Source organism: Vescimonas fastidiosa (genome assembly GCF_018326305.1).
Lineage (GTDB): Bacteria > Bacillota > Clostridia > Oscillospirales > Oscillospiraceae > Vescimonas > Vescimonas fastidiosa.
The window spans coordinates 84,293-96,620 of the sequence record NZ_AP023415.1 but is presented as its reverse complement, the minus strand read 5'-3'; the positions used below and the strand labels follow the sequence as shown (position 1 = coordinate 96,620).

Here is a 12,328-nt window from a genome sequence, read left to right as displayed (position 1 = left end):
GACAAAAATGACCTCGCATGAGAAAATAATACCGTAAGCTGCCAATGAACGAGAACCGCACGGGGGAAGGAAGACACAATGGAGCCAAAATTGATTTATGAAGATGACATCCATCGCATCTATTGTTACAAGGTCGAAAGCCTCGATCGGGTCTCAAAAATGCAGGCTTTTCTCAAGGAATATTACCCGGACCATGTTTACACCAATATAACCATTATTTTTGAGAATGACGACGAGTACATTCCCGACCAAAAGTACGATACCTTTGAAGAGATCACAGCGCGGTACCATGCCACCCATTTGGAGGACCTGGTGGATCATATTTCCCTGAATACCACCATAAACGGAAAGCGATCCCTAATCACGATGTACCCCAACGGCGCTGTTACAGTCTGCGTCATGAAAAAGTGATACACCAACATTCCCCGCCGGCCAAGCCGACGGGGAATGTTGGTTTTCATCGCAGCCGATAAGCTTTTACCCCGCCGCACCAGGCGGACAGGGGCGTCCGCCCCTACATTTCCACCGTAGGGCGGGGTGCCCTCACCCCGCCACCCGGGCTTGCACCGCACCGCTTGTAACCCTCCGTAGGGGCGACCCTTGCGGTCGCCCGCGGGAGGGGAAATCGCCGAAGCGCCGCCGGTGGCGGAGGAAGCGAGGCGATTTCGAGGAAGTGCCCCGATTGGCGGCCACGACAGTGGCCGGGAATCGGTTGGCACAACGGTGGGCAAGAGAGCTCCTCCCCTACGCGCCCCATAAAATGCGTAGGGCGGGGTGCCCTCACCCCGCCGCCCGTCAATCATCGCATTTCCCGGCAGGGCACACGGGCCCTGCCCTACAAAAATGCGTGTAGGGCGGGACCCATGTGTCCCGCCGCCCACCAACCACCGAACTCCTTGCAAAAAGCCTGTCATTGCGAAGCCAGTGCGCACACTGGCTGTGGCAATCCGCAACTCCAAAGACTCCACACGCCAAAAACGACCGGCCCCAGGCCGGTCGTTTTCTAATATTCCATATATTACCACATATCCGCTGCCGCGCTTAATTCTGACCCCGCTCGAAGATCTTCAAAATATCGTCGAAATGGCTCTGCTCCTTTTTCAGCTCCGCCTCTTCCTCCGGGGTAATGCCCTCCGTCGGTTCCTGGGCGGGCTGCTTTGCCTCCGGGGCAGCCTTTCCGGCCACAGGCTTTGAAATCTGCGCCACCTCATCGGGCTCCGCAAAGCCCGTAGCAATAACGGTCACGCGGATCTCGTCGTCCAGATTCTCGTCGAAAGTGGCGCCAAAGATGGTCAGCGCATCGGGGCTCACCGCCTCCTGTACCAGGGTGGCAGCCTGCTCCACCTCCTCCAGGCCGATGTCCATGGAGCCGGTGACATTGATCAGCACGCCCTTGGCGCCCTGGATGCTGGTCTCCAGCAGGGGGCTGGAAATGGCCATGCGGGCGGCCTCCTCGGCCTTACCCTTCCCGGCGGCGCGGCCCACGCCCATGTGGGCCAGGCCTGCATCCTTCATCACAGCGGTGACATCCGCAAAGTCCAGGTTAATGAATCCGGTCTCCCGAATCAGGTCGGAAATGCTCACCACCGCCTGGCGCAGCACATCATCCGCAATTTCAAAGGCGTTGGAAAAAGTAATCTTCTGATCGGTGGCATACTTCAGCCGCTCGTTGGGGATGATGACCAGAGAATCCACCTTCCCCCGCAGCTCCTCAATGCCCTGCTCGGCCTGGGTCATGCGGCGGCGTCCCTCAAAGCCGAAGGGCTTGGTCACAACGCCCACGGTGAGAATGCCCTGTTCCCGGGCGCTCTCGGCCACCACCGGAGCCGCGCCGGTGCCGGTGCCGCCGCCCATACCGGCGGTAACAAACACCATATCGGTGTTTTCCAGTGCTTTAGAAAGCTGATTGCGGCTCTCCTCGGCGGCCTTGCGGCCCACCTCCGGGTCGGAGCCTGCGCCCTTGCCGCCGGTGAGCTTCTCACCGATCTGGATCTTATAGCTTGCCGCAGAAGAATTCAGCGCCTGCTTATCTGTATTCACGGCCACAAAATCAACGCCCTTGACGCCGCTGGTGACCATGCGGTTTACCACATTGTTTCCGCCGCCGCCAACACCGATGACCTTGATGCTGACCACATTTTCCACTCCTGTATCCATTGCAAATGCCATGTCGCTTCCTCCTGCTGCAGATTGTCTGAGATGGCAGTCTTGCCATCGATTAACAAGGTTCTGCCCTTGTATAATCGATGGTATCATCCGTTTATAGAATGGTTTCGCTGCTGCTATATCGTATTTTATTCTATCTCACTTTCCCTTTTCGGTCAAGTATTCCCCGGCATTTTCCCGAAAAAGTTTATCCCGGAACGAACCGGACCTCTTTTCGCGTCAGGTCGATGGTCCCCTTCTCGTTCTCCTCCAGCTTGGTGTCCACCACCGCCAGCAGGCAGTCCAGCTTGTAGCCGAAGTCGGCATCCCAGGAAAGAAGCACATCAAACCTCCCGTCAAACCGCAGAGTAATATAGCTGCCGTCCTCCAAATGGATCTCCTGGCACCGAGACAGGGCCTCCCGGCTGTTCAGGGCCGCCAAAAGCGTCAAAAGGGTCTCCTTGGCGCTCTGCTGCTCCGCATCCACCTGCAGGGCCTTCCCCGCCTCCGGCTCCAGGGCCGTCAGTCCGGTGACCCGGGTGGCCTCCGCCGCCGTATTCGTTTTTTCCACCAGCTTGCCGCTGCTGCTGAGCAGCCAGGTTTCGCCCCCCTGCTCCAAGGCGCACAGGGCGCCGTTTTCCTCCACCTGGATGCACAGGGTATCCGGGAGCTTTCGGCTGATGCGCACGCTGGAGATATAGGGCAGCTTCCGGGTGATCTCCTCCGCCGCCCCAAATTTATTGATAAGAAATAGGTTATCGCCCACATGGATGTTGCCGCTTTCGGCGATCTCGCTGTCCGTATAGCGGCTGTTGCCGGTAACCTCGATGGTATCCACCTTGAAAAACACAGCCAGGGCGGCAACAATGGCGCCGCAGATGACAAAAAACATCAGCAGCTTATATAAAAAGGAAAAGCTTCCCTTTCTTTTTCTGCGTCTGCGCCTGTTCCGTCCGGCCATGGGAATCCTCAACTTTCGTAAAAATCTTCTTTTCGTATGCAGGCGCCCAGGCCCGCTAAGTCCGCTACTATGTCGGCGTAGCCCCGCTCAATGTGGTGGATCTCCTCCACCCGTGTCACGCCTTCGGCCTGAAGACCCGCCGCCACCAGTGCCGCGCCGCCCCGCAGATCCGTAGCCTGCACCGCCGCGCCCCGAAGGGTTTTCACTCCGCTTACAATAGCCGCCGCCTCCCGGACCTGAATCTGCGCGCCCAGCTTTTTCATCTGCTCCACATGGCGGTAGCGGTTGGAGAACAGGTTCTCCACGAACACCGTGTCCCCTTGACTCCGGAGCAGTGCCGCCATCATAAGGGCCTGGTCGTCCGTGGGAAACCCCGGATACGGCGATGTCCGCACCGGCGAAACCGCCCGCAGCCGCCCCCGGCTCTTCAGCCGTATGCCTCCGCCGTCGCTGCAAATTTCGCATCCGCTCTCCCGCAGCACGCACAGCGGCGCCGCCAGCTCCCGGTAGTCGGCCCGGCGCAGGTAAATGCATCCGCCCGTCCCCGCCGCCGCGCACAGATAGGTGGCCGCCACAATGCGGTCCGGATGTACCCTGTGCGAGCAGCCGTGGAGCTTTTTCCGTCCCTCCACCACAACGGTGGCGGTGCCTGCGCCCTGGACGCAGGCGCCCATTTTCCGCAGAAACTCCTGCAGCTCCACGATTTCCGGCTCCCGGGCTGCGTTGGAGATAGTGGTCACCCCCTCCGCTCCGCAGGCCGCCAGAATGGCGTTTTCCGTAGCGCCCACGCTGGGAATCCGCAGAAAGATCTCCGCGCCCCGGAGCCTCTCGCCCCGGCAGAGTATGTTGCCGTCCTCCTCCCGCACCCGGGCCCCCAAAGCCTTCAGGGCCGCCAGGTGCAGGTCTATGGGCCGGGGCCCCAAGTCGCATCCCCCGGGATAAGTACATTTCGCCCGGCCGCACCGGGCCAGAATCGCGCCCAAAAACATCACCGACGAGCGCATTCGGCGCATCAGCTCCCGGGGTATCTCCCACCCGGTAAGAGCCCGGGTGTCCACCACCAGGTCTGCGCCCTCCCGGTGAACGCTTCCGCCCAGGTGTCCGATGATCTGTGCCGCCGTGTCCACATCGCTGAGCTTCGGGCATCCCTGCACCCGGCACACGCCGGCGCAAAGCACCGTAGCCGCCAGCATGGGCAGCACGCTGTTTTTGGCCCCCTGCACCGTCACCGCGCCGGAGAGTTTTCTGCCGCCCTCCACCAAAATGACGCTCATATTCCTCCCCCGTTTTCATAGAATGTACGCCATCCTATGCCCCCCGGGGTCTGTTGGTTACTTCACCAGCTCCATCACCGTATTATATATCCGCTCCGTAGCGTCCAAAATGCCCAGCTCCGCCATGCCCCGGCTCATAGAGGCCAGGCGCGTGGGACTTCCCAGAATATCCCTCGCCGTGCGGTAGAGCTTTTCGCCGCTGGACTCCTCCTCCCGGATGAGGCACGCGCCCCCGTGCTGGGCGAGAATCCGCGCGTTCTTCTCCTGGTGGTTATTGGCCACATACGGCGACGGCACGATGATGGTCGGCACCGCCAGAGCCGTAATCTCGCTGATGGTAGACGCCCCGGCCCGGCAGATCACCAGGTCTGCCGCCCGCATCACCACGGCCATATCGTAAATATACTTCCGCACATCCAGCTTGTGGCTGCCCGGGAGACCTGCCTTCTGCATCTCCTGCTGCATAGTCTCCCAGCCCCGGCCGCCTACGGCGTGGATGTGGTAAAAGGGATACCCGTCCTCTTTTTCCTTCTTAAAAAAGTCCAGCATCTGCCCGTTCATGGTGCTGGCCCCCAGGCTGCCCCAGAAGGACACCACCAAAGGCTCGTCCTTCCCCATGCCCAAAGCCGCCTTGGCTTCCTCATGGGTCAGGTCAAAGAAGTCTCCCCGCACCGGGGTACCGGTGACGGCAATGCGCTCCGGGTGCTTGTAGAGCGCCCGGCACTCCTCAAAGCCCACCATAATGCGCGAGGCGTGCTTTTCCAGCATTTTTGTGGTCAGCCCCGGGATCATGTTGGCCTCGTGTACCGCCGTGGGGATGCCCCGCAGGGCGGCGTATTTTACCATGGGATAGCTTGCGTAGCCTCCGGTGCCCACCACCAGGTCCGCGGGAAACTCCTTGAGAATGGCTCCCGTCTTGCGCCGCAGAGCCAGCATTTCCCAGGCGCTCTTGCAGTTGTGCCGGATGGCCTCCCAGCTCACCGACCTCTCCAGGCTGCCCACGGCAATGCCCCGATAGTCGTAGCCCGCCTGGGCCACCAGGTCCCGCTCAATGCCCTCCGGCGTTCCCACAAAGAGGACTTCCACCGTAGGGTCCTTTTTCCGCATATAGCCCGCCAGGGCCAGGGCCGGGTTCACATGGCCCGCCGTGCCGCCGCAGGTAAAGATAACTTTCATCGCTTCCTCCTCTTATCCGCCCCGGGGTGCCGGGATCTGCCTGGATACACTCAGTACAATGCCCATTTCAAATAGCTGCAATGCCAGGGCCGTGCCGCCGTAGCTGAAAAACGGCAGGGAAATGCCCGTGGCCGGGACCAGTCCCGATACCACCGCAATGTTCAAAAAGGTCTGCAGGCTGATCTGGGTCATAACGCCCACCACCAGCAGCGCCCCGAAGCGGTCCCGGGCCTGGAGGGCGATCCAAAAGCCCCGCAGGATCAGCAGCGCAAACACCAGCATCACCAGCGTCGCCCCGATAAGTCCCAGTTCCTCGCACACCACGGCGAAGATAAAGTCGTTGTGCTCCTCGGGCAGGTACAGAAACTTCTGCCGTCCCTTGCCCAGGCCCACCCCCGTGAGCCCGCCGGAGCCGATGGCGATAAGGCTCTGGCACATCTGGTAGCCCTCGTCCAGGGCATCGATCCACGGGTCCTTCCACATGCGGATGCGGTCCGCGCCGTAGGAGATGATCCCGGCCTCCACCAGCTTCACATAGATCAGGCCCACCGCTGCCACGCCGCTTATGCCGCCGATGATCCAGCGCTTGTCAAGGCCGCCCACGATCATCAGCACAATTCCCGTGCCCACGATCAAAATGGTGCCCGACAGATGCGGCTCCAGCAGCATCAGTCCCGCGAAAAAGCCCAGGATCAGGATATAGGGCCGAACGCCGTATTTGAAATTCTCCATAAGGTTTTTCTTTTTGGAGATGCTGTCGGCAAAGTAAACGATGATGGCCAGCTTCGCGATTTCAGAGGGCTGAAAGGTCAGCACGCCCGCCTTGCCCAGCCAGCGGGTGGCGCGGTTTTGGGTGATACCCACCCCGGGCACCAGCACCAGGGCCAGCAGGAAAACCGACACATACATGAGGATTTTCGCCATACCCCGGAGTCGGTGATAGTCTATCCGCGCCATTGCGAGCATAGCCGCCAGACCCAGCAGGGCAAACAGCCCCTGCCGCTTTAAGTAATAGGCCGGGTCACCGCTTTCGTAGTTGGCCGAGGGAAAGCTGGCGGAAAACAGCATCACCAGCCCCATAATGGTCAGCAGCAGGGTCAGGAGTAAAAACGGAAGGTCCATGCGCCCCGCCGCCAAGGGTCTGACGCCCTGGCCCCGGCTCTGCCCCCGGGCCTGGCTCTGCCCCGGGTCCCGCCGGACCCGCTTCCGGGCAAATACCCCCCGCTGTTTCCTTTTTTCCGTCTGGGGCATGGTCTTTCCCTCCTCTCCCCTATTTTACAAACGAAAATCATAAATGTCCGCGTATCAAAAAACCTGTCATTGCGAAGCCGGTGCGCCCGTCCCTACAACCACTTCCGTAGGGGGCGGCGTCCTCGACGCCCCGTTTTACCGCACTCCTTGTAACCCTTCGTAGGGGCCGATGCCTACATCGGCCCGCACACCGCACTCCTTGCAATGTGTCATTGCGAAGCCAGTGCGCACACTGGCTGTGGCAATCCGTCCTTTAATATGCAAACCGATTCATCACACCCAGATAGGCCAGCACACAGAAGATGGCGCTGACCGTAGTGAATACCGCCACGATCTTGGTCTCCTTCCACCCGCACATCTCAAAGTGATGGTGCAGCGGCGCCATTTTGAAAATGCGCTTGCCGTGGGTCAGCTTGAAGTAGCCCACCTGCAAAATGTCCGACAGGGTCTCACAGATATACACGATGCCCACGGGGATCAGCACCAGGGGCATATCATAGGCAAAGGCCAGGGCCGCCACCGCTCCCCCTAAAAACAGGGATCCGGTGTCTCCCATAAACACCTTGGCCGGGTAGTGATTGTAGAGCAAAAAGCCAAAAAGGCCCCCTACCATAGCCCCGCCGAAGATGCCCAGCTGGGGAAACTGCTTCCACACAATGCCCATCACCGCGAAGAAAATCGCCACAGGAACGGTGACGCTGGAGGACAGGCCGTCCAGCCCGTCGGTGATGTTCACCGCGTTCACCGTACCCACGATGATAAAGGCCGCCAGCACCATGTACACCACCCAGTTCAGCACCACATAGGTGTTGAAAAACGGGATGTACAGGTTGGGGCTCAGATGTCCCTCATAGCGCAGCAGGCACAAAAAGGCCACCGCCGCCGCCAGCTGCAAAAGGAATTTCTGAATGGCCGTAAGCCCGGTATTGTGGTGGTGCTTCACCTTCTGATAGTCGTCAATGTAGCCGATAACGCCGAACACCAGGGCAAACAGATACACATAGATGTGGGTGAAATCCCCCTGCGCCATGCCCCTCCAGCCCAGCGCCACCACCGTGACGCCGATGCCGATGATGAACATAAGCCCGCCCATGGTAGGCGTGCCCTGCTTGGTCATGTGCCAGGTGGGGCCGATCTCCTTGATGCTCTGCCCCGCCTTCAGCTTCACCAACTCCGGGATCAGCAGCTTTCCGGCCAGAGCCGTAATGGCAAAGCAGATAACGCAGGCTAAAATCACTTGCAGGATCATAATTTTCTTTCCTCTCTTCGCCCCTCACGGGCTTTTTTCTTCTGTATTCACAGCAGGGACCGAACGATCTCCCGCTCATCCATAGGGCGAGTTTCGTTTCCGATCTCCTGGTAAGTCTCGTGTCCTTTGCCGCACAGGAGGATCACATCTCCCGCCCGGCCCTGCTCCATGGCCAGAGCAATGGCTTTTCTCCGGTCCGGCTCCACCGCATACCGCCCCGCCGCCGCTGCCATGCCCGGCAGAATGTCCCGGATAATGGCCTCCGGGTCCTCGGTGCGGGGATTGTCGCTTGTGACCACAGCGAAGTCCGCAAGTCTCGCCACCGCCTGCCCCATCCGGGGGCGCTTTTCCTTTTCCCGGTCCCCGCCGCAGCCGAATACGGCGATGACCCGGCCCCGGGCAAACCCCCGGGCCGTTTGCAGCACATTTTCCAGAGCGTCCGGTGTGTGGGCGTAATCTATGAGGAGGGTATAGGGCTTTCCCGGTGTGGGTACCACCTCCATGCGGCCCTTGACCCCGGGAAAGGTCCGCAGGGCCTGGGCGCAGGTCTCCGCCGAGATCCCCAGCAGCCGGCACGCTGCCATGGCCCCCAGGGTATTATACACCGAAAACCGCCCCGGCACACCCACCTGCACGGGGATTCTTTTTTCGTTTTCCCGGACGGTGAATTCCACCCCCCGGCTGAAAAGCCGGATGTCCTCGCCCCGGAGGTCTGCTTCCTCCCCCAGTCCGTACAGCAGCACCGGGCAGCGGGACCCGGCTAAAATCCGCTGTCGCCAGGGGTCGTCTCCGTTGCACGCCGCCGTGCGGCAATGGCGAAACAATTTCGCCTTGGCGTCGCAATAGTGCTCCATAGTTTTGTGGTAATCCAGGTGGTCCTCCGTCAGGTTGGTAAACACCCCGACGGTGAAGGGAATGTTCTCCGTTCTGTCCTGTAAAAGCGCATGAGATGACACCTCCATGACACCGAATTTGCACCGATTTGTCACCATTTTCCCCAGGATTTTTTGAATTTCCAGGGCGTTTGGCGTGGTCCTCCGGGCGGGAAAACGCTCCTCTCCGGCCCGGTTTTCCACAGTGCCGATAAGCCCGGTTTTCTCCCCCGTCGCCTCTAAAATATGCTTTATCAGATAAGTTGTCGTGGTCTTTCCGTTGGTGCCCGTAACGCCTATAAGCTTCAGGCTTTTGGCGGGATTTCCGTACCAGTTGCAGGCAAGGTGAGCCAAGGCCTTCCGGGCATCGGGCACCAGAATGAGCGGTGCGCCCCGGGGCAGATTTTCCGGCGGTTTTCCCTGGCAGGCCACCGCCGCCGCGCCCCTTTTCAGAGCCTCAAGAGCATAGTCCCCGCCGTCGCAGCGGTTTCCAGGGATCGCCACAAAAACGCTGTCCTTTTCCGTCTCCCTGGAATCACAGAAAACCCCTGTAATTTCAAGGCTTTCCGGCACATTTTGCCTGATGACCTCCACTCCGTGCAGCAGCTCCCGCAGGCGCACTCGGTCCTCTCCTTTCACCGAAAACCACAGGACCTCTCCGGCTCAAAGCATCTCTAAAAAGCAAAGCTCTGCGCCGGTCTCAGTCCGTCACGCCGCCGTCCCGGAGCTGGGCGGAAATCACTGTCCCCGCCTCCACCTGGGAGCCTGCGGCCTCCGACTGATTGATGACCCGGATGCTGTCCGAGCCGCTGTCTGTGGTACCGGTGAAGCGCAGGATCAGTCCCGCGCTGCTCACCGCAACATTGGCCTCACTGGGGGACATGCCCACCAGGTTCGGCACGGTGCAAAGGGTACTGGGCTTTTCCGACCCGGCATAGAGGATCACCCGGGACTTGCCGGGGATCACCGTGCCGCCCTCGGGGGTCTGGTCGGTGACGGTATCGCCGTCGCCCACCACCTTCACAGAGAAGCCCCGGGCCTTCAGCTTGGCCTCGGCGTCCGAAACGGACATACCGATCACATAGTTCACCGTGGTGTCGGAGCCCAGCAGCTCCTCCGCGGAATAGGAGGGCTCCACGCCCAAATAAGGAAGAATCTCCGACATGATCTGGCTGGCATAGGGGGCTACGGTGCCGCCGCCGCCACGGCCCTCCCCGGCAGGGGTATCCAGGGTCAGGAGCATGATATACTTGGGTTTATCCGCCGGGGCAAAGCACATGAAGGACAAAATGGTGTCGCCTGTTTTCCCCTTATCCGCCGTGCCGGTTTTGCCGCCGATGCGGTAGCCCTTCACCTGACCGTTGCGGCCCGTGCCGGAGGAAACCACATACTCCAGGCACTGACGCACCAGGGCGGAGGTCTCCTCGCTGACCACCTGGCGCACCGGGGTGGTATCATGGCTGGAGAGAACATTGCCGTCGCTGTCCACCACCCGCTCCACCACATAGGGAGTGTGGAGGTAGCCGCCGTTGATGCAGGCGGCCTGGGCGGAAATAAGGGCAATGGGGGTGGTATTGAAGTTCTGCCCGAAGGCGTAGCAGGCCAGGTCCAGCTCCGAGGAGGTCTCCTGGGGGGCGAAGATGCCCAGGGCCTCGCCGTCTAAGTCGATGCCGCTGCCGTTTATGATGCCGAAGTTCTTCATATAATCATAGAACTTCTCCGTGCCCAGGCGCAGGCCGTAGGTGATGAAGGCGGGGTTGCAGGAGTTACCCGCCGTTTGCTCCAGGGTCTGGTGGCCGTGGCCGCCCCGGTTGCTGCAGTGGATGGTGGCGTCCAGCACATGGATGGAGCCGGAGCAGTCGAAGGTGGTATCCTTGTCGATAACCCCCTCCTCCAGAGCCGCCGCCAGGGTCAAGACCTTGAAGGTGGAGCCGGGCTCATAGGTATCGTTGATGGCCTTGTTGCGCCACTGGCGCAGCTGGGCGTCCGCCAGGTCCAGCTTCTTCTCCGTCACCAGCTTGGCGACGGCGGCATCATAAATGGAGGAAGGGTCATTCAGGTCGTAGCCGGGGCTGGAGGCCATGGCCAAAACCGCGCCGGTCTCCACATCCATGACAATGCCCGTGGCGCCGTTGGCGGCCTCGGTGGCGGTGACCATCTCATTAATGGCCTTTTCCACATAATACTGAACGGTGGCGTCCAGGGTCAGGACGATGTCGCTGCCGTTTTTCGCCTTATAATACTGCTCATAGCCATAGAGCATATCGTTGCCCGCCGGGTCCTTGGTAGACACCACCAGGCCCGTTTGCCCCTCCAGGGTGCTGTTATACCGGGCCTCCAGGCCGTAGAGGCCGGTGTTGTCTGTGCCTACGAAGCCAATGACCTGAGAGGCCAGGGTGGAATAGGGATAGTAGCGCTTGGCATCGGTGGCCATGTAGACTCCCACCACGCCCTCATCATTGATGTAGCTGCGAATTTGGTCGGCTACCTCCTCCTCTATGCGCATTTTCAGCACCTCGTACTGGGAGTCGGTGCGCTCCATTTTCTTGAGGATGCCCTCCTTGTTGATCTGCAGGATCTCCGAGAGCCTTTGGGCCACGCTGTCCTTGGTCCAGGTGACGGGGGCATCCTTGTCGTTCAGGGCGCGATTCATTTCCAGAGGGGAGAGAAAAACCGTTTCCGCTGTGGCGGAGATGGCCATAATATTGCCGTTGCGGTCGTAAATGGTGCCCCGGGTGGCGGTGACCACGGTGCTGCGGGTCTGCTGGTCCAGGGCCTTGGCCTCCAGCTCGTCGTGGCGCAGAATTTGCAGGGAGAAGAGCTTGAAAAAGAGCGCAATGAACACACCTACACCCAAAAAGGCCATGAGGATCAGGGTGCGGTTTTGGATGGTGCGGTTGGCCCGACGGACCTTTTCACTTTTGCGGTTCATTTCGCCGTTGGTGGGGGTCATTTTTTGCTCCTTTTCTCGCATTTTGGCTGAGTTGGCAGGGGTATTACGGATTGCTGTGGGCGGTGTACGCCCCGGCAATGACAGGGAGTTTTGCAGGGGTGCGGTAGGGCGGGCCGATGTAGGCATCGGCCCCTACGGAATTCCTTGTAGGGGCGGACGCCCCTGTCCGCCCGGCCCCGATAACGCAACACCATGTAGGGCAGGGCCCGTGTGCCCTACCGGGGGTGCGGGGAAAGAATCCCCCAGTCACGGCTTTGCCGTGCCAGCCCCCTTTAGGCAAGGGGGCCAAGGGGACGGGGGTTGCGGATTGCCACACCAGTGACATCGGTCACTGGTTCGCAATGACAGGGGGGTTACAAGGGGTGCGGTAGAGCGGGCCGATGTAGGCATCGGCCCCTACGGAATTTGCAAGGTGTGCTTACGGGCGGGCAGGGTAGAACCCCGCCC

The 12,328-nt window shown here is 60.4% G+C and carries 9 protein-coding genes; 1 reads left to right on the top strand and 8 read right to left on the bottom strand.

Annotated elements, in window-relative coordinates; genetic code table 11:
- The first annotated feature begins 78 nt into the window (after positions 1–78).
- Complete coding sequence (locus KI236_RS00460) at positions 79–411, top strand: hypothetical protein (protein WP_212818367.1); 333 nt, start codon at positions 79–81, stop codon at positions 409–411.
- Positions 412–1,041: 630 nt separating this feature from the next.
- Here KI236_RS00460 and ftsZ read toward each other — a convergent pair.
- The 8 genes from ftsZ to KI236_RS00420 form a co-directional block, all read right to left on the bottom strand.
- On the bottom strand, positions 1,042–2,169 hold the full coding sequence (gene ftsZ / locus KI236_RS00455) for a cell division protein FtsZ (protein WP_212818365.1): 1,128 nt from the start codon (positions 2,167–2,169) through the stop codon (positions 1,042–1,044).
- Between the two features lie 184 nt (positions 2,170–2,353).
- On the bottom strand, positions 2,354–3,037 hold the full coding sequence (locus KI236_RS00450) for a cell division protein FtsQ/DivIB (RefSeq protein ID WP_212818363.1): 684 nt from the start codon (positions 3,035–3,037) through the stop codon (positions 2,354–2,356).
- Positions 3,038–3,114: 77 nt separating this feature from the next.
- Positions 3,115–4,380: a UDP-N-acetylglucosamine 1-carboxyvinyltransferase gene (gene murA, locus KI236_RS00445; protein ID WP_212818361.1), complete on the bottom strand. Its 1,266-nt coding sequence runs from the start codon at positions 4,378–4,380 to the stop codon at positions 3,115–3,117.
- 57 nt (positions 4,381–4,437) lie between these two features.
- On the bottom strand, positions 4,438–5,556 hold the full coding sequence (gene murG / locus KI236_RS00440) for an undecaprenyldiphospho-muramoylpentapeptide beta-N-acetylglucosaminyltransferase (protein WP_212818359.1): 1,119 nt from the start codon (positions 5,554–5,556) through the stop codon (positions 4,438–4,440).
- 12 nt (positions 5,557–5,568) lie between these two features.
- The gene (gene ftsW, locus KI236_RS00435) at positions 5,569–6,807 is read right to left on the bottom strand and encodes a putative lipid II flippase FtsW (RefSeq protein ID WP_228738058.1); all 1,239 of its coding nucleotides are present in this window, start codon (positions 6,805–6,807) and stop codon (positions 5,569–5,571) included.
- Positions 6,808–7,060: 253 nt separating this feature from the next.
- Positions 7,061–8,056: a phospho-N-acetylmuramoyl-pentapeptide-transferase gene (mraY, locus tag KI236_RS00430; RefSeq protein ID WP_212818356.1), complete on the bottom strand. Its 996-nt coding sequence runs from the start codon at positions 8,054–8,056 to the stop codon at positions 7,061–7,063.
- Between the two features lie 47 nt (positions 8,057–8,103).
- A complete protein-coding gene (locus tag KI236_RS00425; protein ID WP_212818354.1) occupies positions 8,104–9,549 on the bottom strand; it encodes a UDP-N-acetylmuramoyl-L-alanyl-D-glutamate--2,6-diaminopimelate ligase in 1,446 nt (481 codons plus the stop codon).
- Positions 9,550–9,628: 79 nt separating this feature from the next.
- Positions 9,629–11,881 carry a penicillin-binding transpeptidase domain-containing protein gene (locus KI236_RS00420; RefSeq protein ID WP_212818352.1) on the bottom strand — a complete coding sequence of 751 codons (2,253 nt, stop codon included), beginning with the start codon at positions 11,879–11,881 and terminating at the stop codon, positions 9,629–9,631.
- Positions 11,882–12,328 lie beyond the last annotated feature (447 nt).

Bases quoted from the DNA above. Each gene is read 5' to 3' on its own strand.
- KI236_RS00420 (WP_212818352.1), bottom strand. From the start codon at position 11,881: ATGACCCCCACCAACGGCGAAATGAACCGCAAAAGTGAAAAGGTCCGT.
- ftsZ (WP_212818365.1), bottom strand. From the start codon at position 2,169: ATGGCATTTGCAATGGATACAGGAGTGGAAAATGTGGTCAGCATCAAG.
- mraY (WP_212818356.1), bottom strand. From the start codon at position 8,056: ATGATCCTGCAAGTGATTTTAGCCTGCGTTATCTGCTTTGCCATTACG.
- murA (WP_212818361.1), bottom strand. From the start codon at position 4,380: ATGAGCGTCATTTTGGTGGAGGGCGGCAGAAAACTCTCCGGCGCGGTG.
- ftsW (WP_228738058.1), bottom strand. From the start codon at position 6,807: ATGCCCCAGACGGAAAAAAGGAAACAGCGGGGGGTATTTGCCCGGAAG.
- KI236_RS00450 (WP_212818363.1), bottom strand. From the start codon at position 3,037: ATGTTTTTTGTCATCTGCGGCGCCATTGTTGCCGCCCTGGCTGTGTTT.
- KI236_RS00460 (WP_212818367.1), top strand. From the start codon at position 79: ATGGAGCCAAAATTGATTTATGAAGATGACATCCATCGCATCTATTGT.
- murG (WP_212818359.1), bottom strand. From the start codon at position 5,556: ATGAAAGTTATCTTTACCTGCGGCGGCACGGCGGGCCATGTGAACCCG.